This window comes from Actinomadura keratinilytica (assembly GCF_039539665.1).
Classification (GTDB): Bacteria; Actinomycetota; Actinomycetes; order Streptosporangiales; family Streptosporangiaceae; genus Spirillospora; species Spirillospora keratinilytica.
Window position 1 is genome coordinate 12,911 of record NZ_BAABDO010000062.1, and the last position, 26,897, is coordinate 39,807.

General features: G+C 74.4%; 28 protein-coding genes and 2 tRNA genes. 20 read left to right on the forward strand and 10 right to left on the reverse strand.

What is annotated here, in order from left to right; genetic code table 11:
* The first annotated feature begins 5 nt into the window (after positions 1-5).
* A complete protein-coding gene (locus ABD879_RS19490) occupies positions 6-521 on the forward strand; it encodes a hypothetical protein (protein ID WP_345022912.1) in 516 nt (171 codons plus the stop codon).
* A gap of 28 nt (positions 522-549) precedes the next feature.
* On the opposite strand, the gene ABD879_RS19495 is transcribed toward ABD879_RS19490, so the two are convergent.
* Positions 550-849 carry a YtxH domain-containing protein gene (locus ABD879_RS19495; RefSeq protein WP_345022913.1) on the reverse strand — a complete coding sequence of 100 codons (300 nt, stop codon included), beginning with the start codon at positions 847-849 and terminating at the stop codon, positions 550-552.
* Between the two features lie 148 nt (positions 850-997).
* Here ABD879_RS19495 and ABD879_RS19500 point away from each other — a divergent pair.
* Positions 998-1,070 (forward strand) — tRNA-Asn (locus ABD879_RS19500).
* Positions 1,071-2,109: 1,039 nt separating this feature from the next.
* On the forward strand, positions 2,110-2,379 hold the full coding sequence (locus ABD879_RS19505) for a DUF1876 domain-containing protein (protein ID WP_344944598.1): 270 nt from the start codon (positions 2,110-2,112) through the stop codon (positions 2,377-2,379).
* Here ABD879_RS19505 and ABD879_RS19510 read toward each other — a convergent pair.
* Positions 2,376-3,206, reverse strand: a complete 831-nt coding sequence (locus ABD879_RS19510; RefSeq protein ID WP_345022914.1) for a metallophosphoesterase family protein — start codon at positions 3,204-3,206, stop codon at positions 2,376-2,378. The two genes, ABD879_RS19505 and ABD879_RS19510, sit on opposite strands and share 4 nt — an antisense overlap.
* Before the next feature lie 228 nt (positions 3,207-3,434).
* On the opposite strand from ABD879_RS19510, the gene ABD879_RS19515 reads away from it, so the two are divergent.
* The 9 genes from ABD879_RS19515 to ABD879_RS19555 all read left to right on the forward strand — a co-directional run bounded on the left by ABD879_RS19515 (position 3,435) and on the right by ABD879_RS19555 (position 12,805).
* The gene (locus tag ABD879_RS19515) at positions 3,435-4,376 is read left to right on the forward strand and encodes a 2OG-Fe(II) oxygenase family protein (RefSeq protein WP_345022915.1); all 942 of its coding nucleotides are present in this window, start codon (positions 3,435-3,437) and stop codon (positions 4,374-4,376) included.
* 19 nt (positions 4,377-4,395) lie between these two features.
* The gene (locus ABD879_RS19520; RefSeq protein ID WP_345022917.1) at positions 4,396-5,646 is read left to right on the forward strand and encodes a sensor histidine kinase; all 1,251 of its coding nucleotides are present in this window, start codon (positions 4,396-4,398) and stop codon (positions 5,644-5,646) included.
* Between the two features lie 51 nt (positions 5,647-5,697).
* On the forward strand, positions 5,698-6,486 hold the full coding sequence (locus ABD879_RS19525) for a LytR/AlgR family response regulator transcription factor (RefSeq protein ID WP_345022918.1): 789 nt from the start codon (positions 5,698-5,700) through the stop codon (positions 6,484-6,486).
* Positions 6,483-6,935, forward strand: a complete 453-nt coding sequence (locus ABD879_RS19530) for a hypothetical protein (protein ID WP_345022919.1) — start codon at positions 6,483-6,485, stop codon at positions 6,933-6,935. Before ABD879_RS19525 ends, ABD879_RS19530 begins: the two co-directional genes overlap by 4 nt.
* Positions 6,935-8,665, forward strand: coding sequence for a sodium/solute symporter (locus tag ABD879_RS19535; RefSeq protein WP_345022920.1), 1,731 nt, complete (start codon positions 6,935-6,937; stop codon positions 8,663-8,665). Before ABD879_RS19530 ends, ABD879_RS19535 begins: the two co-directional genes overlap by 1 nt.
* Positions 8,666-8,864: 199 nt before the next feature.
* Positions 8,865-9,239 carry a DUF485 domain-containing protein gene (locus ABD879_RS19540; RefSeq protein ID WP_345022921.1) on the forward strand — a complete coding sequence of 125 codons (375 nt, stop codon included), beginning with the start codon at positions 8,865-8,867 and terminating at the stop codon, positions 9,237-9,239.
* A complete protein-coding gene (locus tag ABD879_RS19545) occupies positions 9,236-10,846 on the forward strand; it encodes a solute symporter family protein (RefSeq protein WP_345022922.1) in 1,611 nt (536 codons plus the stop codon). The genes ABD879_RS19540 and ABD879_RS19545 overlap by 4 nt, the downstream gene beginning before the upstream one ends.
* A 188-nt stretch (positions 10,847-11,034) precedes the next feature.
* Positions 11,035-12,018, forward strand: coding sequence for a CapA family protein (locus tag ABD879_RS19550; RefSeq protein ID WP_345022923.1), 984 nt, complete (start codon positions 11,035-11,037; stop codon positions 12,016-12,018).
* 37 nt (positions 12,019-12,055) lie between these two features.
* On the forward strand, positions 12,056-12,805 hold the full coding sequence (locus ABD879_RS19555) for a DUF72 domain-containing protein (protein ID WP_345022924.1): 750 nt from the start codon (positions 12,056-12,058) through the stop codon (positions 12,803-12,805).
* Here ABD879_RS19555 and ABD879_RS19560 read toward each other — a convergent pair.
* Positions 12,798-13,832, reverse strand: a complete 1,035-nt coding sequence (locus ABD879_RS19560) for an ABC transporter substrate-binding protein (RefSeq protein ID WP_345022925.1) — start codon at positions 13,830-13,832, stop codon at positions 12,798-12,800. The two genes, ABD879_RS19555 and ABD879_RS19560, sit on opposite strands and share 8 nt — an antisense overlap.
* 118 nt (positions 13,833-13,950) lie before the next feature.
* On the opposite strand from ABD879_RS19560, the gene ABD879_RS19565 reads away from it, so the two are divergent.
* The 3 genes from ABD879_RS19565 to ABD879_RS19575 are packed head-to-tail and all read left to right on the forward strand — an operon-like array spanning position 13,951 to position 16,873.
* Positions 13,951-14,991, forward strand: a complete 1,041-nt coding sequence (locus ABD879_RS19565) for a FecCD family ABC transporter permease (protein ID WP_345022926.1) — start codon at positions 13,951-13,953, stop codon at positions 14,989-14,991.
* Positions 14,988-16,040 (forward strand): FecCD family ABC transporter permease, encoded by a 1,053-nt coding sequence (locus tag ABD879_RS19570; protein WP_345022927.1) that lies wholly within the window; start codon positions 14,988-14,990, stop codon positions 16,038-16,040. The genes ABD879_RS19565 and ABD879_RS19570 overlap by 4 nt, the downstream gene beginning before the upstream one ends.
* Positions 16,037-16,873 (forward strand): ABC transporter ATP-binding protein, encoded by an 837-nt coding sequence (locus ABD879_RS19575; RefSeq protein ID WP_345022928.1) that lies wholly within the window; start codon positions 16,037-16,039, stop codon positions 16,871-16,873. Before ABD879_RS19570 ends, ABD879_RS19575 begins: the two co-directional genes overlap by 4 nt.
* A gap of 17 nt (positions 16,874-16,890) precedes the next feature.
* Here the strand turns inward: ABD879_RS19575 and ABD879_RS19580 are convergent, their stop codons facing one another.
* The 3 genes from ABD879_RS19580 to ABD879_RS19590 all read right to left on the reverse strand — a co-directional run bounded on the left by ABD879_RS19580 (position 16,891) and on the right by ABD879_RS19590 (position 19,861).
* Entirely contained in the window at positions 16,891-17,520 is a 630-nt protein-coding gene (locus tag ABD879_RS19580; protein WP_345022929.1) for an Rv1733c family protein, read from the reverse strand.
* Between the two features lie 113 nt (positions 17,521-17,633).
* Positions 17,634-19,187, reverse strand: coding sequence for an MFS transporter (locus tag ABD879_RS19585; protein ID WP_345022930.1), 1,554 nt, complete (start codon positions 19,185-19,187; stop codon positions 17,634-17,636).
* Complete coding sequence (locus tag ABD879_RS19590) at positions 19,184-19,861, reverse strand: LppX_LprAFG lipoprotein (protein WP_345022931.1); 678 nt, start codon at positions 19,859-19,861, stop codon at positions 19,184-19,186. Before ABD879_RS19590 ends, ABD879_RS19585 begins: the two co-directional genes overlap by 4 nt.
* Before the next feature lie 167 nt (positions 19,862-20,028).
* Between ABD879_RS19590 and ABD879_RS19595 the strand changes: the two genes are divergently transcribed.
* Positions 20,029-20,105: transfer RNA gene (locus ABD879_RS19595), tRNA-Ile, on the forward strand.
* A 1,265-nt stretch (positions 20,106-21,370) separates the two neighbouring features.
* Here the strand turns inward: ABD879_RS19595 and ABD879_RS19600 are convergent.
* Positions 21,371-22,207, reverse strand: coding sequence for a serine hydrolase (locus ABD879_RS19600; protein ID WP_345022932.1), 837 nt, complete (start codon positions 22,205-22,207; stop codon positions 21,371-21,373).
* 283 nt (positions 22,208-22,490) lie between these two features.
* Between ABD879_RS19600 and ABD879_RS19605 the strand changes: the two genes are divergently transcribed.
* A complete protein-coding gene (locus tag ABD879_RS19605) occupies positions 22,491-22,934 on the forward strand; it encodes a hypothetical protein (protein WP_345022933.1) in 444 nt (147 codons plus the stop codon).
* A gap of 11 nt (positions 22,935-22,945) precedes the next feature.
* Here ABD879_RS19605 and ABD879_RS19610 read toward each other — a convergent pair whose 3' ends face one another.
* Positions 22,946-23,752 (reverse strand): enoyl-CoA hydratase/isomerase family protein, encoded by an 807-nt coding sequence (locus tag ABD879_RS19610; protein WP_345022934.1) that lies wholly within the window; start codon positions 23,750-23,752, stop codon positions 22,946-22,948.
* Positions 23,753-23,907: 155 nt separating this feature from the next.
* Between ABD879_RS19610 and ABD879_RS19615 the strand changes: the two genes are divergently transcribed.
* The gene (locus tag ABD879_RS19615) at positions 23,908-24,312 is read left to right on the forward strand and encodes a hypothetical protein (protein ID WP_345022935.1); all 405 of its coding nucleotides are present in this window, start codon (positions 23,908-23,910) and stop codon (positions 24,310-24,312) included.
* Between the two features lie 106 nt (positions 24,313-24,418).
* The gene (locus tag ABD879_RS19620; RefSeq protein ID WP_345022936.1) at positions 24,419-25,495 is read left to right on the forward strand and encodes a DUF6528 family protein; all 1,077 of its coding nucleotides are present in this window, start codon (positions 24,419-24,421) and stop codon (positions 25,493-25,495) included.
* Between the two features lie 11 nt (positions 25,496-25,506).
* On the opposite strand, the gene ABD879_RS19625 is transcribed toward ABD879_RS19620, so the two are convergent.
* The gene (locus ABD879_RS19625; RefSeq protein WP_345022937.1) at positions 25,507-26,271 is read right to left on the reverse strand and encodes an enoyl-CoA hydratase-related protein; all 765 of its coding nucleotides are present in this window, start codon (positions 26,269-26,271) and stop codon (positions 25,507-25,509) included.
* Positions 26,272-26,384: 113 nt separating this feature from the next.
* Between ABD879_RS19625 and ABD879_RS19630 the strand changes: the two genes are divergently transcribed.
* Entirely contained in the window at positions 26,385-26,687 is a 303-nt protein-coding gene (locus tag ABD879_RS19630) for an MTH1187 family thiamine-binding protein (protein WP_345022938.1), read from the forward strand.
* 12 nt (positions 26,688-26,699) lie between these two features.
* On the opposite strand, the gene ABD879_RS19635 is transcribed toward ABD879_RS19630, so the two are convergent.
* The coding region (locus ABD879_RS19635; protein WP_345022939.1) for an acetate--CoA ligase family protein at positions 26,700-26,897 on the reverse strand (198 nt) is incomplete at its 5' end.

The following is a 26,897-nucleotide window of genomic DNA, read 5'->3' on the forward strand; positions in this document are numbered from 1 at the left end:
GGATCATGCGCCTACGACGCGCGGCCGCGGCCCTGCGCCCGGGCCGCCTGCCCGACGAGATCCGCGACGCCCTCGCCCTCGAACGCGGCGAACGCCCCCTCGCCTCGGCGGCCACCCGGGGCGGCTCCTACGTCGTCGCCACGTCCGCGGCCCTGCACCTGCCCACCGCCTCCGGCGGCTTCCACCGGCTGCCGTGGGAGCGCATCGACCAGGCGTCCTGGCAGGACGGCCACCTCCACGTCCACACCACCGGCGGCGGCCCCGAATACCGCGTCCGGCTGCCCGACCCCGGCTCGGTGCCCGAGACCGTCCGCGAACGCGTCACCGCCACCATCGTGGTCAGCCGACACGCCCGGCTGCCCGGCGGCGGAACCGTCCGCATCGCCGGACGGCGCCCGCCCGGCGGCGGCGACGTGCGCTGGACCCTGGTCTTCGAGGCCGGACTCGACCCCTCCGACCCGGGCCTGCGCGCCCAGGCCGAGCAGATCCTGGAGGACCTGCGCCGCCAGACGGGCCTGTGACGCCGTCACCGGTGCCGTCGTCGCCGCGTCACTGCGGCGCGGACGGCTCCCGCCGGGGATCGCGGTGGTCCACCGGCGGCTCCGCGCCGTGGTGCTGCCCCGGCATCCGCTTCTGCGCCGCCCCGGCCAGCTCCCCGGCCTTGCCCTTGGCCGCCCCGGCCAGCTCCTCGCCGCGCGCCCGCAGCAGCCCCGCCGTCTCCTGCACGGTCGGGTTCTCCATCAGCCGCCGCGTCATCCGCCTGATCTGCTCGTACCGCTCGCGCCCCGCCCTGGTGCCCAGGACGTAGCCGACCGCGGCACCCGCGATGAACGTCGCTCGGTACTTCATGCCCACCCCCGGTGTAGAGGATCGTGTCGCACGGCATACCCGTCCACGGCCGCCCCAGTCTCCCCACCGGATATGCCTGCGCGAACAGGTCCCCGGATGCGCTAACCTAGACGCCGTCGGCCAGGGAAGCCCCTGGAAGACCGCGCGATCCCGCGTAGCTCAATCGGCAGAGCGTCCGGCTGTTAACCGGCAGGTTACTGGTTCGAGTCCAGTCGCGGGAGCTGGGTCATCCCTACTCAGTGCGGCTCTGCCGCACTTTCGCGCTGAGCGCTCCCTTGGTGTTTGCCCGGGGGGCGACCCCCGGAACCCCCGGCTGCGGCTCGCGTTGGACGCTCGCCGCCCCCGGCTGGGCTTTTCCCGCAGCCTCGTCCTTTGCTTGTCGCGGCTTCGCCGCGACGTCGCTCGGGCAGTCTTCTCTCCTTGGTCTTCTTCCTGCGGGTTGCTCCCTTTGCTCGGTGTGGCTTCGCCGCACTTCGGGCCGGGTGCTCCTTCGGTGGTCGCGGTTCGCTCTTTCCTGCGGCTTCGCCCCTCTTGCTCGCCGCGGCTTCGCCGGGACGTCGCTCGGGCAGTCCTCTCGCCGGTCTCCCTGGGGTGCTTGGCGGATCTTCTTCCTGCGGACTCGTCCCTTTGCTCGCCGTGACTTCGCTTGGGCGGGTCTCTCCGTCCCATGAGGGCTTCTGTGGGTTCGCCCCTTTGTTCAGTGTGGTTCGCAGCACTTCGGGCTCGGTGCTTCCTCGGTGTCGGCGGATGGCGACTCTCCGGAATCCCCTGGTCGCGGTTCGCTCTTGCGTGCGGATCCGCCGCATGCCCTTGTGTTCGACGCAGCTTGCTGGGGGCGAGCGTCTTTTCACCCCCCCTTCGAGGATTTCTCTGTGGTGGTGTGGGGCTGACTGCCGCTCTCTGGCTGGTTTTCCTCTTGCGTCAGGGTGCGTCACCCGCGGCGGCCGGTGCCGCTGCGTGTTCGCTTTCGCCTTCGCTTGGGCGGTTGTCCTTCCTTTCCGTCCGGAGCCTGCGTGGTTGCGGGGGCCGCCTGCGGCTGATCTTCTTGCCGCGGCTTTGCCCGGAGTGGCCGGTTCCTGTTGCTTGCCGGGGCTTTGGTCGGCGTGCTCGGGCCTCCTGGGACCCGTCGGACACGGGGTCGACGGCGGGTGCGGCCTGGGGCGAGGCTGCTAGGAAACGGGCTGCTTTGAGGGGGACGGGGTGGGTATGCGAGATTCGTGGCGTTTTGCGGCGGGGTGGTCTGTGTGCGGGGGGTTGGTGATGAAGGCCAAGCACTGGAACGTCGACATCTTCATCGGGGAGAGCGACGACGACACCGAGACGCGGGCTCGGGCCGTGTTGAACGCGGGGGGCAGCGTCACCGTGACGGGGTACGGGCAGGCGCGGCGCAACCCGATCGACCGGCCGGTGCCCGAGATCGGGGACGAGCTGGCCGCCAGCCGGGCGCTGACCGATCTGGCGGACCGGCTGCGGGGGGTGGCCGGCGAGGACATCGCCCGGATGGCCGGCCCCGCGTACCCCACCACCTAGGCGGCGGGTTCGGGGAGGATCTGGCGGGCGCCGGGGGTGCCCGTGCCGCGCGGGCGCCACTCCCGGGGGTAGCCGACCGAGACCTCCTCGAACCGCACGCCGTCGTGCCGCATCGTCCGGGGGATGTGCAGGTGGCCGTAGACGACGGCGGCCGCGCGGAACCGGACGTGCCAGTCGGCCGTGCGCTCGGTGCCGCACCACAGGGCGAACTCCGGGTACCACAGCACGCGGGTGGGGTCGCGGGTCAGCGGCCAGTGGTTGATCAGGACGGTGGGGTGCTCCAGGCCGGTCAGCCGCTTCTCGGTCGCGGCCAGGCGGGCGTGGCACCAGGCGTCCAGGGCGGGGTACGGGTCCGGGTGCAGCAGCTTCTCGTCGGTGCAGACGACCCCCGCCTCGTAGGCCGCCTTGAGGGCCTGCTCCTTGGTCGACGTGCCCTCCGGGCGGAACGTGTAGTCGTACAGCAGGAACAGCGGCGCGACGAACACCGGGCCGCCCTCGCCCCGCCAGAGGGGGTAGGGGTCCTCGGGGGTGGCGACGTCCAGCTCGCGGCACATCTCGACGAGGGCCAGGTAGCGCTCCTCGCCGCGCAGGGTGACGGGGTCGCCCGGCGGCGTCCACAGCTCGTGGTTGCCGGGGGACCAGACGACCTTGGCGAAGCGGGCGCGCAGGGTGGCCAGGGCCCAGCGCACGTCGGCGAAGCGGTCGGCGACGTCGCCCGCGACGATCAGCCAGTCGTCGGGGGACCCGGGACGCAGTCCGTCGACCAGTTCGCGGTTCTCCGGATGCCCCACGTGAAGGTCGCTGATCGCGAGCAGTCTGCCGGTCATGGATCCCATCTCACGGGGTGGCGGCGCGCCGATCAAGTCCCGCCGCTGGCCGTACGGATCGGGCCGCTGGGCGGACGGGGCGCGGCCACTGGCCGACCGGGCCGGTCCGCTGGCCGAATGCGCCCGCCGAACCGGATGACGCGGCGCGGCGGGTCGGCCTAGATGGCATGCGGGACGGGCGATTCGGGGGCACCCCGCCCAGGCCCCACCCCGAGAGAGGATCCCCAGATGCTCACCACGTTCCTGCTACCGGCGGCGGTCGGCGGCGAGCCGTCCGACGTGCGGCTAGGCCACGAGATGATCGGCGCATGGCGGCGCGACGGGGTCGTCCAGGTCGCCGTCGACCCCGTCCAGGCCCAGCGCACCGTCACCGCGATCACGGCGGCGCGGCGGTTCTTCTCCATGCCGCTGGAGTACAAGGCGCGGCACGTCAGCCCGCTCAGCTACAGCGGCTACGTCGCCTGCGAGGACGGCGGCGCCGAGGTGTTCACCGTCTGCAAGGACGTGCCGGAGGGCGACATCCGGGTCCGCGAGCGCTGGCCCTGCCACGGCCCGGTGCCCTGGCCCGACCTGGAGTACCGGCTGGCCATGCGGGCGTTCATGGACGAGCTCGGCGGCATCGGCGACCGGCTGCTGCGGCTGGTGGCGCTCGGCCTCGGCCTGCCGGGCGACGCGCTGACCCGGCTGACCGCCGACGGCTGGCACCACATGCGGGCGCTGCGCCTGCCCGCCCGCGCCGGCGGCGGCCCGGTCGCCCACCCGGTGCACGGCCTGCTGGCGATGGCGGCGCTGGACGAGACCGGCGGGCTGTACGTGCGGCGGCCCATGGACGGGCGCGGCGAGGCGTGGTCGTTCGTGCGGCCCGAGCCGTGCACGCTGGCCGTGTTCCCCGGCGAGGTCATGGGCTTCCTCACCGGGAGCGCGCTGCCGTCTACCTGGCACCGGGTCGCGTCGGCGGAACGCGACCGGTACGCGCTGACCTACTTCCACGAGCCCAGCTTCGAGGCCGAGCTGCGCCCCCTCAAGGGCGGCGGCCGGCTGCACTACGGCACCCACCTGACCAAGACGTTCATGCGCTCCTACCCCGAGCGGGAGGCGACCCGGCGGATCCGCGAGGACGGCCGCCTGGAGGTGCTCGGCCGGCTGCGCGATGCGGCGTCGGTGCCGTGAGCCGGGTTAGCGTGGCGGCATGGACGTCGTCATCGCGGTGGTCGCGGCCCTCACGCTCACGTGGGTGCCGGTGCTGCTGTGGTGGCGGGCCCGCGGACGCCCCGGGGACCTGGGCGGACCGGCGCAGCGCGCCACCTTCGAGACCCTGCACACCGCCTCGCGCGCGGCGCCCGCGCTGCGCGCGGGGCTGACCGGGCCGGGCGCGCAGAAGGCGGCGCCGCACCTGCGCGCCCTGCTCGGCTCGGCCGCGCTGGCGATCACCGACGGGGAGCGGGTGCTGGCCTGGGACGGGGCGGGCGAGCACCACGCCGCGCAGGCGCTCGACCACGCCTCGGGCACCCTGGACGGCGGGCGGGTGCGGGTGCTCGGCCCGGACGGCGTGGACTGCGGCCGCCTGGACTGCCCGGTGCGGCGGGCCGCGGTGGTGCCGCTGACCACCGACGACCGGGTGGTGGGCACGCTGGCCGTCTACGGGGAGGAGGTGCCCGCCGGGCTGATCCGCGCCGCCGAGGAGGTGGCCCGCTGGGTGGACGCCCAGCTGGAGCTGGCCGAGCTGGACCGGTCGCGGACGCTGCTGATGGAGGCGGAGATGCGGGCGCTGCGGGCGCAGATCTCCCCCCACTTCATCTACAACTCGCTGACCACGATCGCCGCGTTCGTGCGCAGCGACCCCGAGCGGGCCCGCGAGCTGCTGCTGGAGTTCGCCGACTTCACCCGCTACTCCTTCCGCCGGCACGGCGACTTCACCACGCTGGCCGAGGAGCTGCGCTCGATCGACCGGTACCTGCTGCTGCAGCGCGCCCGGTTCGGCGACGACCTGCGGGTGACGCTGCGGATCGCGCAGGAGGTGCTGCCGGTGGCGGTGCCGTTCCTGTGCCTGCAGCCGCTGGTGGAGAACGCCGTCCGGCACGGCCTGCAGGACCGGTCCGGCCCGGGGCGGATCACGATCGTGGCCGAGGACGCCGGGTCGGACTGCGTGATCAGCGTGGAGGACGACGGCGTCGGCATGGACCCCGACTGGCTGCGCCGCGTCCTGGCCGGGGAGCGCGGGGCGGGCGGCGCCGACGGGGAGGCGCCGGACGCGGCGGGCATCGGGCTGGCCAACGTCGACGCGCGGCTCCGCCAGGTGTACGGGGACGGCTACGGCCTGGAGGTCGACACCGGCATCGGCGCCGGGACGAAGGTCACGGTGCGGGTGCCCAAGTACGCGCCGGGCGTCACGGCCAGCTGGCAGGGGCAGACCCGGCCGAAGCCCGCCGAAGCGGGTTGACAGGGCGTTCTACGATATCGCCAGATGTGACGTGCGACACCGGGAGGCTGAGTGCCGGGCGGTCTGCGCGTCCTGGCGGTGGACGACGAGGCGCCCGCCCTGGACGACCTGGTTCATCTGCTCCGGGCCGACCCGCGTATCGGCACCGTGCACACCGCCCGGGACGGGGCGGGCGCGCTGCGCTGCCTCGACCGGGCGCTGGCCGAGGGCCGTCCGGTCGACGCGGTGTTCCTCGACATCCGCATGCCCGGACTGGACGGCACGGTGCTGGGGCGGGTGCTGGCGCAGTTCGCCCGCGCCCCGCACATCGTGTTCGTCACCGCGTTCGAGGAGCACGCGGTCGACGCCTTCGAGATCAAGGCGACCGACTACATCCTCAAGCCGGTGCGGCCGGAGCGGCTGGCCGAGGCGATCCGCCGCGTCGCGCAGAACGGAGCCGCGGGCGGGCCCGGCGCCCCGGGGGCGCCCGCGGGCGGCGGGGGGCGCGCGCCGCGTCCCGAACCGGAGCCGATGCCGGTCGAGCTGGCGGGGGTGACCAGGTTCGTCGCGCCCGCCGAGGTGCTGTACGTGGAGGCGCAGGGCGACTACGCCCGCCTGCACACCCCGACCGGCAGCCACCTGGTGCGCATCCCGCTGGCCGCGCTGGAGGAGCGGTGGCGGGACGCGGGGTTCGTGCGCGTGCACCGCAGCCACCTGGTGGCGCTGGCGCGCATCGAGGAGCTGCGGCTGGACTCGGGCCGCTGCACGATCCTGGTCGGCGGCACCGAGCTGCCGGTGAGCCGCCGGCACGTGCGCGAGCTGCGCGATCTGCTGGTCCGCAACGCCCGGCGGCCCACATGAGCGGACCGGGCGAGCGCGGCGCGGCGCCGTCCCCGCCCGAGGGCCGGGCGGGCCGGGGCGACGCGCCCGCGCCGGGGCGGACGCGGGTGACCGGGCCCCGCACCCGGGCCTCCCGGCGGCTGCGGCACCCGGTGACGCGGGAGATCGACGAGCAGACCGGGCTCGGCGAGGCGTACATGCGCTCGCTGCTGCAGGCCCAGCTGCGGCTCGCGGTGCGGCTGTGCGCGGTGCTGGCGGTCGTGCTCGGCGGGCTCCCCGTGCTGTTCATGCTGGTGCCGGAGCTGCGCGAGCAGCGGGTGGCGGGCCTGCCGCTGGCGTGGGTGCTGCTGGGCGGGCTGGCCTACCCGTGCTTCGTGGCGTGCGGCTGGTGGTACGTCCGGCAGGCCGAACGCAACGAGCGCGACTTCGCCGACCTGGTCGACAACCGCTGGGCCGAGCGGAACCGGTGATGAACGCCGCCTACGGCCTGGCCGGGATCGCGGTGGTGGTCGCGGCCACCGTGCTCATCGGCACGCTCGGCCTGCGCATCTCCCGCACCACCTCCGACTTCTACGTGGCGTCCCGCACGGTGACGCCGCTGCGCAACGCCTCGGCGATCGGCGGGGAGTACCTGTCGGCGGCCTCGTTCCTGGGCGTGGCCGGGCTGATCCTGGCGTTCGGCGCCGACATGCTGTGGCTGCCGGTCGGCTGGACGGGCGGCTACCTGGTGCTGCTGATGCTGGTGTCGGCGCCGCTGCGCCGCTCCGGCGCCTACACCCTGCCCGACTTCGCCGAGGCGCGGCTGGAGTCGATGGCGGTGCGCCGCGTCACCAGCGTGCTGGTGGTGCTGATCGGCTGGCTGTACATGATGCCGCAGTTCCAGAGCGCCGGGCTGGTGCTGCGCACGGTGACCGGCGCGCCGGTGTGGGCGGGCCCGCTGCTGATCACCGTCGTCGTCGCGGTGAACGTGCTGGCGGGCGGCATGCGCAGCATCACGCTCGTCCAGGCGTTCCAGTACTGGCTGAAGCTGACCGCGCTGGCCGTGCCGCTGGTGTTCCTGCTGCTGGCGTGGCGGTTCGACGGCGCGCCCGGCCTGGACCGCGACGCCGTGCCGCGCTTCCCCGAGCGCACCACCGTGACCGTCGGCGCCGCCGTCACCGTCAGTGTGGCCGCGCCGGTGACGGTGACGGCCACCGGGCGGGTGGACGGCCGCGCCCACGACGGCGCCGCGGTGACGCTGGCGCCGGGGCCGCACGAGATCGGCCGGGACACCGCGCTGACGTTCCCGCGCGGCGCCGCGGTGCCGCACGTGGCGGACATCCCCGTGCGCACCGACCGGCAGTGGGGGCTGCCGCTGGACGGCCGCGAGCACTCGCTGTACGCGACGTACTCGCTGATCCTCGCCCTGTTCCTCGGCACCATGGGCCTGCCGCACGTGCTGGTGCGGTTCTACACCAACCCCGACGGGCGGGCGGCGCGCCGCACCACCGTCATGGTGCTGTCGCTGCTCGGCGCGTTCTACCTGCTGCCCGGCGTGTACGGGGCGCTGGGCCGCCTCTACACGCCCGAGCTGCTCATGACCGGCCGCACCGACGCGGTGGTGCTGACGCTGCCCGGCCGGGTGCTCGGCGGCCTGGCGGGCGACCTGCTGGGCGCGCTGGTGACCGGCGGGGCGGTGGCGGCGTTCCTGTCCACCTCGTCCGGGCTGACGGTGTCGGTGGCGGGGGTGCTCGGGCAGGACATCCTGCGCGGCGGGGTGCGCTCGTTCCGGGCGGCGACGCTGCTGGCGCTGGCCGTGCCGCTGGCGCTGTCGGTCGCGGCGCGGTCCCTGGCGGTGGCGGACGTGGTGGGGCTGGCGTTCGCGGTCGCGGCGTCCACGTTCTGCCCGCTGCTGGTGCTGGGCATCTGGTGGCGGCGGCTGACCGTGGCGGGCGCGCTGGCCGGACTGGTCACCGGGGGCGTGCTGGCGGGCGCGGCGGTGGTCGTCACGCTCGCCGGCGGCACGCCGGACGGGCTGGCGGGCGCGCTGCTGGAGCAGCCCGCCGCCTGGACGGTGCCGATCGCGTTCGCCGCCATGATCGGGGTGTCGCTGGCCACGCCGCGGGGCGTCCCGCCGGACGTGGCGCGCATGATGGTGCGGCTGCACACCCCCGAGTCGCTGGACGTCGACCGGGGCACCTGGCGGCCCAAGCGCGTCTGAGGGCCCGCGCCTGGCCGGAAACGCGGCGGCCGCCCGCCCGGGAGTGCCGTTCGTCGCGCCAAATCGACCGTTCACCGACGACGGGGGACGGGTCGTCGCTCATGAGCGGCAACTGACCGCACGGCGGCGCGCACCGTCTCGTGCGATCGCCGGACGGCCTCTACCGTGACGTGACCGACGTCACAGCCGAGGAGGAGCAGTGGCCGTAGAGCACCATCCCACGTCCACGGTCTACGAACGCGTCCAGCAAGGTCCGGACTTCCAGGAGCTGCGGCGCCGGTTCCGCGCCTTCGCCTTTCCGGCGACCGCCGCGTTCCTCGCCTGGTACCTGCTGTACGTGGTGCTGTCGGGCTGGGCGCGCGATTTCATGGGCACCAAGATCGTCGGATTCATCAACATCGCGCTGATCTTCGGCCTGCTGCAGTTCGCGTCGACCTTCCTGATCGCCTGGCAGTACTCCCGGCACGCCGAGCGCAAGCTCGACCCGCTGGCCGACCGGCTGCGCGCCGAGGTCGAGGGCGGCGCCGCCGCCGCGGCCGCGGCCGCCGGCGACGCGGGGAAGGAGAACCGATGAGCCACGAGACCCTCGCCGTCATCCTGTTCCTGACCTTCGTCGCCGGAACGCTGGCGATCACCGTCTGGGCCAGCCGCCACACCAAGGACGCCACCGACTTCTACGCGGGCGGACGCTCGTTCTCCGGCGTCCAGAACGGACTGGCCATCGGCGGCGACTACATGTCGGCCGCCTCCTTCCTCGGCATCGCCGGGCTGATCGCGCTGTACGGCTACGACGGGTTCCTGTACTCGATCGGCTTCCTGGTGGCCTGGCTGGTGGCGCTGCTGCTGGTGGCCGAGCTGCTGCGCAACTCGGGCCGGTTCACCATGGCCGACGTGCTGGCGTTCCGGATGAGCCCGCGGCCGGTGCGCACCGCGGCGGGCGTGTCCACCATCGCCGTGTCGATCTTCTACCTGCTGGCGCAGATGGTGGGCGCGGGCGCGCTGGTGGCGCTGCTGTTCGGGTTCACCAGCGACTTCGCCAAGAACGCCACGATCGTGCTGGTCGGCGCGCTGATGATCATCTATGTCACGGTCGGCGGCATGAAGGGCACCACCTGGGTGCAGATCGTCAAGGCCGTGCTGCTGATGGGCGGCGCCGCCCTGGTCACCCTGCTGGTGCTGGGCAAGTTCGGGTTCAACCTGTCGACGCTGCTGCGCGACGCCGCCGACCAGAGCGGCAAGGGCGATGCGTTCCTGGAGCCGGGCCTGCGCTACGCCACCGACGCGTCCGGCCTGACCGGCAAGCTCGACCTCATCAGCCTCGGCCTGGCGCTGGTGCTGGGCACCGCGGGCCTGCCGCACATCCTCATCCGCTTCTACACCGTCCCGACCTCCCGCGACGCCCGCAAGTCGGTGCAGTGGGGCATCGGCCTCATCGGCGTGTTCTACCTGCTGACCCTGGTGCTGGGCTTCGGCGCCGCCGCGCTGGTGGGCAGCGACGCCATCCGCAAGCAGAACCCGGCGGGCAACACCGCCGCGCCGCAGCTGGCCCAGGAGATCGGCAACCGGGTGTTCGGCGACGCGGGCGGCACCATCCTGCTGGCGGTCATCGCGGCGGTGGCGTTCGCGACGATCCTGGCGGTGGTGGCCGGGCTGACGCTGGCGTCCTCGTCGTCCTTCGCCCACGACCTGTACGCCCACGTGTTCAAGCGGGGCAAGGTCAGCGAGCGGGAGGAGGTGCGGGTCGCCCGCATCGCCGCCCTGGTCATCGGCGCGGTGTCGATCGTGCTGGGCATCTACGCGCAGCGGCTGAACGTGGCGTTCCTGGTGGCGCTGGCGTTCGCGGTCGCCGCGTCCGGCAACCTGCCCGCGATCCTCTACAGCCTGTTCTGGAAGCGGTTCAACACCTCCGGCGCGGTCGCGGCGATCTACGGCGGGCTGGGCTCGGCGGTGTTCCTGGTGACGTTCTCGCCGGTGGTGTCCGGCAAGGAGACCGCGCTGTTCGCCGACGCCGACTTCGCCTGGTTCCCGCTGGAGAACCCCGGGATCGTGTCCATCCCGTTCGGGTTCCTGTGCGGCTGGCTCGGCACGGTGCTGAGCAAGGAGTACAACAACGCCAAATACGCCGAGATCGAGGTGCGTTCACTGACCGGGGCGGGCGCGGAAGGCGCCGTACAACACTAGTCGCCCGCCCCTCCAGACTCCGGGGATGCGCGGGCCGGCTCCCCCCGCCTGAGCACCGGCCCCCGCCCCGCTCCGCCGCCCCGGAGACAGGCCCCGGCCCCGTCCTTACCGCCCCCAAGGACGGGGCCGGGCCCATGCGCGGGGGGAATCCGGGCGATTGGCCCGGCACCCGCGGGTAGGGGACCGGCATGGCGGTCACGGTGGCGCTGGCCGGGGACACCATGCTCGGCCGCGGCGTCGCGGAGCAGCTCGCCGAGACCGGGCCGCACGCGCTGTTCTCGGACGGGGTGCGCGAGGCGTTCGCCGAGGCGGACCTGGCGGTGCTGAACCTGGAGTGCTGCGTGTCGGCGCGCGGCCGGCCGTGGCCCGCGCCCGGCAAGGCGTTCCACTTCCGCGCGCCCCCGGCCGCCGTGGAGGCGCTGGCCGGTCTCGGCGTCCGCTGCGTCAACCTCGCCAACAACCACGCGCTGGACTACGGCGCCGACGCGCTCGCCGACACCCGCGAGCACCTGGCCGCGGCCGGCATCGCCGCGGTCGGGGCCGGCGAGGACGAGGCGCACGCCCGCGCCCCGGTGTTCCTGCGGGCCCGGGACGCGCGGATCGCCGTCGTCGGCGTGACCGACCACCCGGCCGACTTCGCCGCGGGCCCGCACCGGCCCGGCGTGGCGTACGCCGACCTGGCCGCCGGGACGCCCCGATGGCTGCTCGACGCGGTCCGCGCGCTGCGCGAGCAGGCCGACGCGGTGCTGGTGATGCCGCACTGGGGGCCGAACATGGCGCCCGAGCCGCTGCGGTACGTGCGGCGCGCCGCCGGCGCGCTGGCCGCGGCGGGCGCCGCCCTGGTCGCCGGGACGTCCGCGCACGTCTTCCAGGGCGTCGCGGACCGGGTGCTGTTCGACCTCGGCGACTTCATCGACGACTACGTGGCCGACCGGCTGCTGCGCAACGACCTGGGACTGCTGTTCCTGGTGACGCTGGACCGGGTCGGCGGGCCGGCGCCGCTGACGCCCGTGCGGCTGGAGGCGGTGCCGCTGCGGCTGGACTTCGCGCACACGCGGCTGGCCGCCGGCGCCGACCGCGGGTGGATCGGCGGCCGGTTCACCGAGGCGTGCCGCGAGTTCGGCACCCCGGTCGCCGAGGACGGCGGCCGGCTCGTGGTGCGCATGGGCTGAGCGATGGGCCGGCGCACCGGAAGCGGGGGTGAGCGCGATGGCGATGCTGGTGGGCTGCTCGGGCTGGCAGTACCCGCACTGGCGCGGCGTGCTGTACCCGCCGGGCCTGCCGCAGCGGCTGTGGCTGGAGCGGTACGCCGAATGCTTCGACACGGTGGAGAGCAACGCCGCGTTCTACCGGCTGCCCAAACGCGAGACGTTCGAGAACTGGGCCGCCCGCACGCCCGGCGGGTTCGTCATGGCCGTCAAGGCCAGCCGGTTCCTCACCCACGTCAAACGGCTGCGGGAACCCGCCGAGCCCGTCGCCCGCCTCATGGCGGCGGCGCAGGGGCTCGGCGGCAAGCTCGGCCCGGTCCTGCTGCAGCTCCCCCCGACCCTGCACGCCGACGCCGGCCTGCTCGCCGCGTGCCTGGCCCGCTTCCCGGCCGGGGTGCGCGTCGCGGTCGAGCCGCGGCACCCGAGCTGGTGGACCGGTGCGATCCGCGCCGTGCTGGAACGGCACGGCGCGGCCCTGTGCTGGGCGGACGTCCTCGGCCGCCCGGTCACTCCGCTGTGGCGCACGGCGGGCTGGGGATACGTGCGGCTGCACGAGGGGGCGGCCGCGCCGTGGCCCGCATACGGCGACCGGGCCCTGACGTCCTGGATCCGCCGCGCCGCCGGCGCCTGGGAGCCGGGCGCCGACGTCTTCGTCTACTTCAACAACGACCCCGGCGGGGCGGCCGTGCGCAACGCCCTGCGCTTCGCCGAGCTGGCACGGCGGGCCGGGGTCGCGGACGCGGTCAGATGATCTTCTTGGCGTTCTTGAGGGTCTGCGCGAGCTGCTCCAGGAGCGGCGCGCAGCCGGTGTAGGAGAAGACCGGCTCGGGCTGCCAGCCGATCACCTGGTTCGCCTTGACCGCGGGCAGGTCCTTCCAGGAGGGCTTGTCCCCGAGGTCCTTGGGCTGCAGGGCCTGGGTGCGGCTGTCCAGAATGATCACGTCGGCCTGGTACTTGTCGGCGTTCTCCCAGCTCAGGCTCTCGAAGTAGCCGTCCTTGTCGAGCTTCTCGGGGACGATGACGTCCACGCCGAGCTCGCGGTAGTACATCAGGTCGCTGTTCTTGCCGGGGTTGGAGGCGTAGAACAGGTCGGGGCTGGCGGAGGCGGCCAGCACCTTGATGCCCTTGTTGGCCGCGACCGCGTCGCGCACCGCCTGCGCCGCCTTGTCGAACCGGGCCTTGGCCTGGGTGACCTGCGAACTGTTGGTGTCCGCGCCGAGCGCGGCGGCCAGCTGGCGGAACCGCTCGATCGGCTTGGGCAGCGGCGCCGAGCCGGTGGACACGCCGATGCTGGGCGCCAGCGCGAAGATCTTGTCCTTGCTCTCGGCGGGCACGTAGAACAGCTGGCCGGGCACGAACATGTTGTCGATCAGCAGCTCGGGCCGCAGCGAGGCGTACTTCTCCAGGTTGAACTCGCCGTAGGCGTTGCCGATGATCGTCACCTTGTCCACCGGGACCCGGCCGGCCTGCGGGTCCGGGCTGCCGTCCTTGAGCTTGGTCGGCCCGTACACGCCGACGATCTGGTCGGTGGTGACGCCGAAGTCGTACAGGGCGGCGGCCGAGCCGATGTAGGCGACCACCCGCTGCGGCCGGGACTTCAGCGAGACCTTGGTGCCGCGGTCGTCGGTGAACGTCCAGCCGCCCGAGTCCGCAGTGGAGCCGCCCTCCGAGGAGTCGCCGCCCCCGCAGGCGGCCAGCAGCGCGCCGAGGGCGGCCGCGCCGCCCGCGCCGAGCACGGTGCGACGGGTGAGCAGGTGACGACGGACGGTGTCAGACATGGTGCATCGTTCTTTCCGTAACTGGGGGGACTGATGTCCGAATTGTGGCTTAGGTTAACCTAACCTAATATCCTGTCCAGAACCGGGCGCCGTCCCCCACCCCGCCGGAGCAGCGAAGTTGTCCCTGACCACCTCCCCGCCCGTCCCCGAGACGCGGGCGCCCGCCGGGGCGCGGCGCATCACGCGCGCCACCGGGCTGGCGGCGGCCGCGGGCGCACTGCTCGTCATCGTGCTGCTGAGCCTGGCCGTCGGGGCCAAACCGCTGTCGCCCGGCGAAGTGTGGCAGGGGCTCGTCGACGAGGCGTCGTCCGGCTACCCGGTCGTCCACCAGATGCGGCTGCCGCGCACGCTGCTCGGACTGCTGGTGGGCATGGCGCTGGGCCTGGCCGGGGCCGTCATGCAGTCGCTCACCCGCAACCCGATCGCCGACCCCGGCCTGCTCGGCATCAGCGCGGGCGCGGCCGCCGCGGTGGTGTCGGCCATCTCCTTCCTCGGCATCGTGTCGTTCCTGGGCTTCGTGTGGTTCGCCCTGGCCGGGGCCGGCGCGGTGGCCGTCGTGCTGTACGCGGTGGGCGGCGGGCGCAACGCCACCCCCGCCCGGCTCGCCCTCGCCGGGTCCGCCCTCAACGCGGCGCTCTACTCCTACGTCAACGCCGTGCAGCTGCTCGACACCGCCTCGCTCGACCGCATGCGGTTCTGGACGGTCGGGTCGCTGGCCGCGGCGCAGTCCGCCACCGTCGTGCGCGTCGCGCCGTTCATCGCCGCCGGTCTGCTGCTGGCGCTCGCGCTGGCGCGCCCCCTGAACGCCCTCAGCATGGGCGACGACGCGGCGCGCGCACTGGGCACCTCCCCGGGACGCACCCGCGCCGTGGGGATCGTCACCGTGACCCTGCTGTGCGGGGCGGCCACGGCGGCGTGCGGGCCGATCGTGTTCGTCGGGCTCATGGTGCCGCACCTGGTGCGCGCCCTGACCGGCCCCGACCTGCGCTGGCTGCTGCCGTACTGCGCCGTGCTGTCGCCCGCCATCATGCTCGGCGCCGACATCCTCGGACGCGTCCTGGCGCGGCCCTCGGAGGTCCAGGTCGGCATCGTCACCGCCGTGCTGGGAGGACCGGTGTTCCTGCACTTCATCCGCCGCCGCCGGGCGGTGAACTCGTGAGCGCCGGGTGGTACGGCGTCGTCCGGACCGGCGCGGCCGGCGGGCTGTCGCTGCGGTTCCGGATCCGCGCGCTCGTCGTCGCGGCGGCCTGCCTGCTGGCCGCGCTCGCGGTGGCCGTGCTGGCCATCGGCAGCGGCGACTACCCCATGGCCCCGGGCGAGGTGGTGCGCACCCTGCTCGGCGGCGGCGACCCCGCCCAGACGTTCATCGTCCGCGAGCTGCGCCTGCCGCGCGCCGCGGCCGCGCTGGCCGTCGGCGCCGCCCTCGGCCTGGCCGGCGCCATCTTCCAGTCGCTGGTGCGCAACCCGCTGGGCAGCCCCGACATCCTCGGCTTCACCCAGGGCGCGTCCGCCGGCGTGCTCCTCATGATCGCGGTGGCCAGCGGGTCCAGCGTCGCGGTGGCGACCGGGGCGGTCGCCGGCGGCGTGGCCACCGGCGCGGCCATCTACCTGCTGGCCGGACGGCACGGCGCCCACGGCCAGCGGCTGGTGCTCGTCGGCATCGGCGTGGCCGCCATGCTCACCGGCGTCAACGGCTACCTGCTCACCCGGGCGCAGATCACCGAGGCCGCCCGGGCCGTGCTGTGGCTGACCGGCAGCCTCGACGGCCGCGACTGGGCCGACACCGCGCCGCTACTGGTCGCGCTGGCGGTGCTGGTGCCGGCGGTGCTGGTCGGCTGCGGCCGGCAGATGCGCATGCTGGAACTCGGCGACGACGCTGCGCACGGCCTCGGCGTGCCGGTCCACCGCGTCCGGGCGCTGCTGCTGGCCGCGGCGGTGCTGCTGGCCGCGTTCGCCGCCGCCGCGGCCGGGCCGGTGTCGTTCGTCGCGCTCACCGCGCCGCAGCTGGCGCGGCGCCTGACCCGCACCCCCGGCCCCAACCTGCTGCCGTCGCTGTGCATGGGCGCGGCGCTGCTGGTGGCCGCCGACTTCGCCGGACAGCGCACCTTCCCCGGCCACCAGCTGCCCGTGGGCGTGGTGACCGGGCTCCTGGGCGGCGGCTACCTGGTGTGGCTGCTGGTGACCGAACGCAGGAACGGACGGATATGAGCACTGCTGACCTGCCGGGAGACGACGCGTCGCGCGACGCCGGGGCGCGGCTGCGGGGGACGGACCTGACGCTGGCCTACGAGCGGCGCACGATCGCCGAGGGACTGAGCGTCGCGGTGCCCGACCGCTCGTTCACCGTGATCGTCGGGCCGAATGCGTGCGGCAAGTCGACGCTGCTGCGGGCGCTGGCGCGCATCCTCAAGCCCGCCGCCGGCACCGTCGTGCTGGACGGGCGCAGCATCGCCGACTGGCCCGCCAAGCGCCTGGCCCGCACCCTCGGGCTGCTGCCGCAGTCGTCCGTCGCCCCCGAGGGCATCACCGTCGCCGACCTGGTCGCGCGCGGCCGCTACCCGCACCAGAGCCTCCTGCGGCAGTGGTCGAAGGAGGACGAGCGGGTCATCGCCGAGTCCATGGCCGCCACCGGCGTGGCCGACCTGGCCGAACGCCCCGTCGACGAGCTGTCGGGCGGGCAGCGCCAGCGCGTGTGGATCGCCATGGTGCTGGCCCAGCAGACCCCGCTGCTGCTGCTGGACGAGCCCACCACCTACCTCGACATCGCCCACCAGATCGAGGTGCTGGACCTGTGCGCCCGCCTGCACGAGGAGGGCCGCACCGTCGTCGCCGTCCTGCACGACCTCAACCACGCCGCCCGCTACGCCACCCACCTGATCGCCATGCGCGGCGGGCGGATCGTCGCCGAGGGCGCCCCCGGCGACGTGGTCACGGCCGACCTCGTCGAGGAGGTGTTCCGCCTGCCCTGCCGCGTCATCGACGACCCGGAGACCGGAACGCCGCTGGTCGTCCCGGCCGCCCGCCGCCGCGTCCGCGTCTGAAAGCCGCGCCGGGGCGCTCAGGAGGGGCGGTTGCGGCCCGCGTCGGCGTCCATGCGCGCCCAGGCGGCGTCCCACATCCGGTCGCGGTACCGGTCGCAGCGGCGGCGGACCACCACGTAGGCCAGCAGCACCGGCGCGCCGACGCCCAGCGCCGCCGCGGCGCCCGCGTAGACCGCGTCGGTGACCGTCCGGCTGTGCGGCCGCGGCCGAACCGTCGGCTTGCCCTCGCGGTCGACCCAGATCCGCTTGCGGTCGCCGATCGCGGCGCCCTTCCAGCTCGGCAGCGTGCCGGTGCGCGTCCTGCCGTCGGCGGGCCGCGGCCAGGCGGCCTGCACCGTCTCGTGGACGTACCGGTCGCCGGACGAGGCGATGCCGCCGGTGGCGACCACCGTCGCCCACACCTGCTGACGCTGCGCGTGCTCGCGCCGCTCGGCCCGCAGCCCCGCGTCGTAGGCCAGGCCGCCGCACCACGCGGCGACCGGGGGAGCGGTGGCCAGCAGAAGGGCCAGCAGCGCGAGCGCGATCGCGCGCTGGACGCGGTCGACGCGCCGGCGCAGCTCGTTGCGCTCCAAACCGAGCCGCCGGCGCAGCCGCCGCAGCGGGCCCACGCCGGACCTGCGCCCGGACCTGCGCCCGGACCTGCGCATCGTCGTCACCTCCCCGGGGCGACCACACTCCCGGCAAGAGGCTTGCACCATTTCTCAGGATATTCCGGCGCATCATGATCGGCACGACCCCGAGGCGGTGTTTTCCGGGCTTTTCACGAACGCGTCTCGGGCACCGCGTCGGCCACCGGCCGCGTGTCCCCGCCGGGGGCCCGGCCCCCGTCCCGCACCGCCAGCGCCAGCACCGCGCCCGCCAGGCACAGCACTGCGGTGATCCAGAAGATCTCCTGGTACTCGGTGCGCAGCGCGTCCCGCACCGCCTCCTGGTACTCGGCGAGCCGCCGCGCGAACTCCTGCCGCGACATCAGGAACGGCAGCGGCATCTGCAAACCTGCGGTCAGCGCGTGGAACCGGTGGAACCCCCAGGCCGACAGCGCCGCGATCCCCAGCAGCATGCCCATCATCCGCGCCACCACCACGGCCGCCGACGCGATGCCGTACCGGGCCGCCGGGACCGTCCGCAGCACCGCCGACGACACCGGCGCGATCACCAGGCCCAGGCCGGTGCCGGTCACCACCAGATCGACGTCCATGCGCGGCAGCGGGCCGTACGACGCGTCCCGCAGCCCCTCCGGCCACATCGCGATCAGCGCGTAGCCCGCGGCCGCGACCGCCATCCCCGCCACCAGCGGCACCCGCTCGCCGAACCGCCGCGCCGCCAGCCCGCCCAGGAACGCCGCGACCAGCAGCGCCACCAGGAACCGCGCCAGGATCAGCGCCCCGCCCATCGTGTCCTCGCCCAGCAGCGTCTGCGCCACCAGCTGCACGTCCACCAGCGTCACCATCAGCGCGGCGCCCGACAGCAGGCTCACCCCGAGCGTGGCGAACAGCGGGCCGCGCCGCGTCCCCTCCAGATCGAGCAGCCGGGTCCGCGACCGCACCTCCCACAGCACGAACGCCGCCAGGACCGCGACGCCCGCGGCGAGCACGGCAAGCCCCCACGGCGGCAGCGCCGACTCGTCCGGCTCGGGGTTGTAGACGCCCACCACGACCAGCGCCAGCCCCGCCGCCAGCAGCGCCCCGCCCACCACGTCGACGCCCGGCCGCCCGTCCGGCCGCCCGTCCGGCCGCCCGGCCGGCACGCAGAAGTGCACCGCCACCATCGCCGCCGCGGCCAGCGGGATGTTGATCCAGAAGATCGCGCGCCAGTCGAACGCGGCCGCCAGCGCCGCCCCGTACAGCGGCCCCACCGCGCTGCCCAGCTCCTGCGCCGACCCCACCGCGCCCAGCACCACCGGGCGCCCGCGCTCATCCCACAGGTCGGCCGCCAGGGCCATCGTCACCGGCAGCAGCGCGCCGCCCGCCAGGCCCTGCACCAGCCGCCCGGCCGTCAGCGTGGCGATCCCGTGGGCCCACTGCGAGCCGTCGGCGCACGCCGTGACCGCCGACCCCGCCGCGAACGCCACCAGGCACAGCTGGATGACCGGCCGCCGCCCGAACCGGTCCGACAGCCGCCCCAGCAGCGGCATCCCCGCCACGTACCCCAGCAGGAACCCGGTCACGACCGGCGTCGCCCGCTCCAGCCGGTTGATCGGGATCCCCAGGTCCCCGACGACCGTCACCAGGATCGTGGTGACGACATAGGCGTCCAGCGCGGCCAGCAGCACCACCGCGCCGCCGACCCCGATCGCGATGCGGCGCCGGATCATGCCGGGGCGCTGATCTTGTACGGCGCGTCGAACTCGGTGAACCGGACCGTCACCGCGCCGTCGTTGACGTCACCGCGCACCTTCAGCAGCCGGTGGTCGGCGGTGCTCACCCACACATGGCCCTTGACGTCGCCGTTCAGCCCGGGGATCAGCCCGGCGATGACGTCCTTGGGCAGCGTGCCCCGCACCTTGTAGGCGTCCTTGCCGTCCACCTTCTCGGTCTTCTCCGCCTGCGGCTGCGCCACCGATGTCAGCAGCTTGGCGATGCCCCGCTGCGGGTCCAGCACGGCCGACGGGTCGTACATCGCCGAGGCCAGCTGCTTGGGGAACTTGCGCCACCCGCCCGTCACGCCCTTGACGTAGAACGCATCGCCCACCGCGACGATCTTCATCTCGACCGCCTGCCCGGACTGCTCCAGGTTGATCGTCCCCTCGGCGTCCCCGTCGCGCAGCAGCCGCAGGTCCCCGCCCTTGAGGGGCACGCCCGGGTTCCCCTCGGTCGCCACGTTGAACGCCACGCTCCGCAGGTTGCCCATGGCCTGCGCCGCCTGCCGCAGCGTCTCCTGCGGCGGCGGCTGCTTCGCGGCCTCGTCGCCTCCGCCGCCCCCGCCCGAGCAGGCCGCCGTCCCCGCGGCCAGCACGACGACCAGAGAGATGACTCCGCGCTTGAACATAGGCGGACCTTACCGACCGGTCACCACCCCCGTCACTCGGTACGAGGTATGACATCACGCCCCACCTCAAGGTGGACCCGGCCTTTCACGGTGGCCCGCCGCGACCCCCCGCCGCTATCATTGCCGCGGCAAGCCCCTCCGTAATCGGCACTGCACGGAGGACCCCGGGGGCGGTAGCTCAGCCGGTCAGAGCAGGGGACTCATAATCCTTTGGTCGCGGGTTCGAGTCCCGCCCGCCCCACCACACCAAGGCCCGCCACCGGCCGAAGCCTGCCCACCCAACCCCTGCCGCACGCCCTCCGTCCCACCCCACCGCCCACGCGCCCGGGACGGCCCCCAAGAAGCGACGCCCCGGCCACCCGACGCCACGCCGCTCCGGCACGCCCCGTGTCCCCGCACGAAGCACCCCGCTGACCTGCGGACTTGCACAACCGGCGGTCCGCTGCAGGATCCAAACTGGAGCAAGCTCGCTTTGGCGGCGTGACCTGGCACTTTACCCTCGGGTCGCTCATCACCCCTGGAGGGATCGCAACAGACGTCCCATGCCCCCGTGCGAAGCGCACCGCTGACCTGCGGCCTTGCACCCCCGCCGCTGCGCTGCGATATTGACGTCGGAACAAGCTCGTTCCGACGGCGTGACCTGGGACTTGACCTCGGGCGGGCCACTCATCACCCCTGGAGGGATCGCAACTCGCCTGGGAACTGCGCGGCGATTTCGTCCAGGTGGCCGCTCATCACCCCTTGAGGGATTGCAACATGTTGACGACCTTCCAGCTGTTGTCCGGCAAGTACGGGGACAGCGGTTGCTCATGTCCCGGGAGGGGCGGCAACCGGCCGAGGAAGGGACTCTCGTCCGTCGCCAAGCTCGGCTGGGGTTGGTCACCAGCTGCCCGGGGCGAGGATTCTCGTGGTCGAGCTGCTCCAGGGGCGACTGCGAGGGGGCGGCGGGCGGCGTGCGGTGTCCTGGCGGGCCTCGCGTCCCTCCTGCTCGCCGTCGGCGCGATCGGCCTGTCCCGCCATGCGGAGGTGCTCGCCGGGCCGCTCTTTTCGCCGGTGGCCCCCGCCGCCGGGGCGCTGCCGCTCGACTACGCCGCGGGGAGTTCGCGGATCCGCGCGGCGCTGCCCGACCGGGGCGCGGCGGTCGTCGACTCCGACGCCGCGCTGAGGCGGGGCCTGATCGCCGGAATCCTGCTGGTCGCGGCGTTCTGGGCGACGGCCGGGTGTGGCGCACAGCCGCGGCCTGGCCGAGGCCCAGAAGATCGAGGTGTTGCTGCTGGTCGAGCCGTAGGCGACCGTGTACAGCCGGCAGCGGCTGCAGATGGGCTCGGCGGCGCCAAGGAGTCGGTCTACGCCTTCCGCTACGACGGGCTGCGCCTCCTCGCGCACTCGCGGGGGCGCTGGTTCCCGCTGCCCGCCGGGTGGACGCGGACCGACGGGGCGTCGGTCGTGCTGCTGCCGGACTCCGGCGGCGACATCAGGGTCGATCTGGCGCGTGAGGCGGCGCGCGGGTCAGCCGTCCTGCGCGGACGTGCCTTCGAGCGCGGCGGCGACGAGTTCGGCGACGTGCTGCACCGTGGTGACGCCGTCGGACATGGAGGCGTTGCGGGACGACAGGACGGCGATCAGCAGGTCGTGACCGCCGCCGCGCACCCGGCCGATGCTGTTGATCGTCCACCGGCCCCCGTCGGCCTCGCGCGGCAGCCAGCCGTTCTTCAGGGCGACGCGGTCGCCGCGCCCGGCCGCGGCGCTGATCCCCCACGCCTGCGTGGGCGTCACGTTCATCATCAGGGACAGGAGGTACTTGCGGTTGCGGGCGCCGAGCGGACTGCGTCCGGGCGACAGGGCGGCCAGGACGCGGAGCCGGTCGGTGGCGCTGGTGACGGTGCTGCCCCAGTAGTCGCCGGGGCCGGGACGCGTGTGCCGCAGGCCGAGCTTCTTGTGGACGGCGGCCAGGCCGGAGCCGCTGCCGATGCGGTGCCACAGCTCGGTCGTCGCGGCGTTGTCGCTGTACTTGATCGCCCTTTCGGCGAGGGCCCGCTCGGTCGCGGTCAGGGCGCGGTGCTCGCGCTGTGCCCTGAGTAGCAGGGCGATGACGATGTCCACCTTGACGGTGCTGGCCGTCACCGGTCGCAGCCTGGTGTTGTAGGCGAAGGCCGCGCGGTCGGCGGCGAGGTCGGTCACCGCCACCGTCACGCTCCCCGACCTGGTCTTCAGGTAGCGGTCGAGGGCTTGTGCCAGGCGTTTTCGCTGCGTCTTGCCGAACGAGGAGCGCGGTTTGCGGGACGGTGTCCGAGCCCTCGGCGTCGGTGCGGAGGTCTCCGGCGCCGACAGGATGAGCGGTGTCATGGGCACCTCGACGCGGACCGTCGGCAGGGACGCGGACGCCGACGCCGACGCGAGCGTGGCGGCCCCCAGGAGGACGGCCGCAGCGGCGCGCAGAACCCGCGCGAAGCGGGACGGCCGCGCGTGTCTGGCGCGCCTCACCATGACGGCCGCCCGCGCGACGAAAGGTGGCATCTTGCGGACATGGCGGCATCCTGGCGATGCCACCGTTTCCTCCGCGTAACGGCGGCGGGGAGTTCTCGGCACGGCGGCGTGATGCCGGGGGTGGGGCGGGTAGCCCACCGGGATGGGCACGATCGCCAAGGGACTCATCGCGGGCGCCGTCGGCACGGGCGCCCTCAACGTCGCCACCTACCTGGACATGGCCGCGCGCGCCCGTCCCGCCAGCGGCACGCCGGAGGAGACGGTGCGGCGGCTGGCCCGGGGCGCCGGCGTCGGCCTCGGCGAGGGCGAGCGGGCCGGCAACCGCGAGGCCGGGCTCGGGCCGCTGCTGGGGTACGCGACCGGGCTCGGCGCCGCCGTGGCCTACGGGCCGCTCGCCCGGCGACTGCCGTGGCCGGTCGGCGCGGTCGTGCTGACGGCGCTGGCCATGGCCGGGTCGATCGGGCCCATGGCCGCGCTGGGCGTCACCGATCCGCGCCGCTGGTCGGCGGCGGACTGGGCGTCGGACGTGGTGCCGCACCTGGCGTACGGGGTCGCCGCGGCGGCCGCGTTCCGCAGCCTCGGCTGAGACCGCGCGCCTCAGCCCTCCTGGGACGCCGACGGGAAGCGGGGCTCGCGCTTCTCGCGCAGCGCCGCCAGCCCCTCCAGCACGTCCGGGCCCATGAACGTGAGCATCTCGTAGGCGGCGGACTGGTCGAAGACGGGCCCCGCCGCCTTGAGCCAGTTGTTCAGGGCGCGCCTGGTCAGCCGGATCGCCTGCTGCGGCCCGGTGGCCAGCGTCCGCGCCACGCGCATCGCCTCGTCCAGCACCCGCTCGCGCGGCACCGCGCGGCTGACCAGGCCGATGCGCTCGGCCTCCGCGCCGTCGACCATCTCGCCGGTGAGCAGGTGGTAGCGGGCCTTGGCCATGCCCGCCAGCAGCGGCCAGATCATCGCCGCGTGGTCCCCGGCGGCGACGCCGAGGCGCACGTGCCCGTCGCCCAGGCGGGCGTCCTCGGCGCACACGGAGATGTCGGCCAGCAGCGCGACGACCAGCCCGGCGCCGACCGCCACCCCGTTGATCGCCGACACGATCGGCTTGGCGCAGTCGACCATGTTGTAGACCAGGTCGCTCATCTCGGTCAGCATGTGCGACACCCGGTCGTGGTCGCCGGCCATGCGCTCGACCATGGCCAGGTCGCCGCCCGCGGAGAACGCCCGGCCCGCGCCGGTCACCACGGCCACCCTGGTCTGCGGGTCGGCGGACACGTCCCGCCACACCCGGGCCATCTCGGTGTGCATCCGCTCGTCGGCCGCGTTGTACTTGTCGGGACGGTCGAGCGTGATGAGCAGCACGCCGTGCTCGTGCCGTTCGAACCGGAGCCGCTCGTAGTCGGACCAGGGCATGGGGTGGCGCTCCTCCCAGGTGTCCACAGGCGAGGCGAACGGCCCGCGCGACGCGGCCGCGGCAGCAGATTACCGAACGGCGCTCGGTGAACCTCCCGGGGTGCGCGCCGCGTATTCCGCTCCGATGGAGAATCGGTGGCGGCCTCGCGTCTTCCATGACGACGCCTGAACCCCCGGACGCATCCGCCGAGCAGTGGGCCCGGTTCCTCGACGCGCTGGAGCGCGCCTGCGGCGAGTGCGGCGGGACGGGCCTGGTGCGCAGCGTGCGGTGGCGCGCCTGGCACGAGCGCGCCGGCGAGCTGGTCCGCGTGGCGCAGGCCGCGCAGCGCGCCGCGGACCTGTCGCAGGCCGCGCAGGCCCCGCATGCCGAGACCGAGGTGCCCACCGTCGTGCTGGCCATCGAGCGGGCCATCGACGAGCACATGCGGACCCGCCCCGACGAGCCCGAGCAGCAGCCGTGCCGGACCTGCCGGGGCACGGGCCGGGTCCTGACCGGGTTCGGCCGGAGGCTGGCGGAGGTTCTGGCGCGCCACGGGTTCGTCCGCCAGGGCGACCCCTGACCCGGTTCCCGCGCTTACCTCCATTTCACGGACGGCCGCTCGTCCCTTTGCAGTGTTCGGGTACGCAGCGTTACGACTGTTGTAGCCGTGACTCAAGGGAGGCTTGATGCCGCGCCGCACCGCCCGCCGCGGGACCCGTCCGCGAACCGTCCGCCGGACCTGCGCCGCCGTGGTCGCCGCGGCGGCCGCGGCCGCCGGAGCGCCTCCCGCCGCCGCCGAGCCCGCCCCGCCGACCGACCCGCTGCCCAGCGGCCTGCGGCCCGCCCTGGCCAAGCCGTCGGCCCAGCCCAGGGGGTGGGCGAAGGGCCTGGTGATCGGCGGCGACCAGGCCGGGCATCGGCTCGTCGTGCTGGACGCGGGCGAACGCTCCTGGTCGGGGAGACGCGCCGTGAAGTGGAGCTGGAGGCCGACCGCCGCACGCGGATACCGGGACGTCGCCGCCGCGTGGGGCGGCGCGTCCGACGTGCGGGTGCGGCGCCGGCACGGCCGGACCTACGTGGTCACCGCGCAGGGCGCCGGCTTCGCCGGGGCCGTGGAGTACCCGTCCGGCAGGCGCCTGTGGGCCGTCGACGCCGGCCGGAGCAGCGGCCTGCACGCCGCCGAGCTGCTGCCCGACGGCAACGTCGCGGTGGCCGCGGCCAACGGCCACTGGGTGCGCGTCTACGCCGCCTCGCGCGGCCGCGCCGCCCGCGCGCACGCGCAGGTCCGCCTCGCCCGCGCGCACGGCCTGCTGTGGGACCCGTCCCGGCGGCTCCTGTGGGCCCTCGGCGACGACCACCTGGTCGCGCTGCGCGTGGGCGGCACGGCGCACCGCCCGACCCTGCGGGCGGTCAAGCGCAGGCGGCTGCCGTCGGGCAGCGGCCACGACCTCGCACCCGTGTACGGCGACCGCAACCGGCTGTGGATCACCACCCACCACGGCGTCTACCAGTACGACAAGCGCAGGGACGCGTTCACCACCCGCTACCGGCTCGCCGCACGGGTCAACAAGCGCATCGTCAAGGCCGTCGGCGACCACCCCCGGACCGGTCAGGTGCTGCTGACCCGGCCCAAGAAGGGCTGCGCCACGTCCTGGTGCACCGACACCCTGGAGTTCTTCGGCCCGGGGCGCCGGACGGCCACGCGCGTGCTGCGCGGCGCCCAGTTCTACCGGGCCCGCTGGTTCGTGCCCCGATACCAGTGACCGGACGGGTGCTAGGCGGGCCACTCCGGAGGCCGCTTCTCCAGGAAGGCGCGCATGCCCTCCTGCGCCTCCGGAGTCTGGCTGGAGGCGGCCATCACCTCGACGGCGTAGGCGTAGGCGTCCTGCTCGGGACGGCCCAGCTGGGCGTACATGGCCTGCTTGCCCAGAGCCTTGCTGCGCGGGCTGCCCTTGGTGGCCCGCTCCAGCAGCTCCAGGGTCGCCTTGTCCAGCTCGTCGTCCGGGACGACCCGGTTGACCAGGCCCCACTCGCAGGCCGTGCGCGCGTCGATCACGTCGCCGGTGAGCGCCATCTCCATGGCCCGCTTGCGGCCGATGTCGCGCGCGATCGCGACCATCGGGGTGTGGCAGAACCAGCCGCCCTTGCCGCCGGGCGCCGCGAATCCCGCGCTCTCGCCCGCCACGACCAGGTCGCAGCTCGCCACCAGCTGGCAGCCCGCCGCCGTCGCCAGGCCGTGCACCCGCGCCACCACCACCTGCGGCACCGACTGGATCGTCCGCATCAGCTCGGTGCAGGTCTGCAGCAGGGAGCGGACGTCGGCGTGGGACGCCCCGGCCATGTCGGCGAAGTCGTGGCCGGCCGAGAACACCGGGCCGCTCGCCGCCAGCACCACGCCGCGGGCGTCGGTGCCGCCGACCTGCCGGAACGCCTCGGTCAGCGCCAGCAGGAACTCCCGGGACAACGCGTTGCGGCGTCGCGGCCGGTTCATCGTGATCGTGGTGAACGGGCCGTCGCGCTCGACCAGGACATCGCTCATGGCTCCGACGCTACGCCACCGGCCCGCGCCCGGGGGAGACACCGGCGCGCACCCCGCCGGACGCGCCCCTAGGATCACGGTGGCTTCGCGAGATCGTCCAGGGAGGTGTCGTCATGCTGGTCGCGTTCTCGGTGACCCCGCTCGGCGTCGGGGAGAACGTGGGCGAACTGGTGGCGGAGGCCGTCCGCGTGGTGCGCGAAAGCGGCCTGCCCAACCGCACCGACGCCATGTTCACCACGGTCGAGGGGGAGTGGGACGAGGTGATGGCGGTGGTCAAGGCCGCCACCGACGCCGTCGCCGCCCGCGCCCCCAGGGTCAGCCTGGTGCTCAAGGCCGACCTGCGTCCCGGCGTCACCGGCGCCCTGGACGCCAAGGTCGAGAGCATCGAACGCCACCTCGCCGGGAACCGGGACTGAGCGGCCGGGCCCCTACCGGCGGCGGACGACCAGGGCGTCCAGCGCCTCGATCCGCGAGCCGCACACCCGCAGCGGGTTGATCTCCAGCGACTCCAGGGCGGGCCCCAGCGCGGCCGCCAGCCGCCCGACGGCGGCGACCTCGCCGCCGAGGCGGTCCAGCTCGGCGGCGGGCACGCCGCGGTGGCCGCGCAGCGCGGCCGCGCCGCGCAG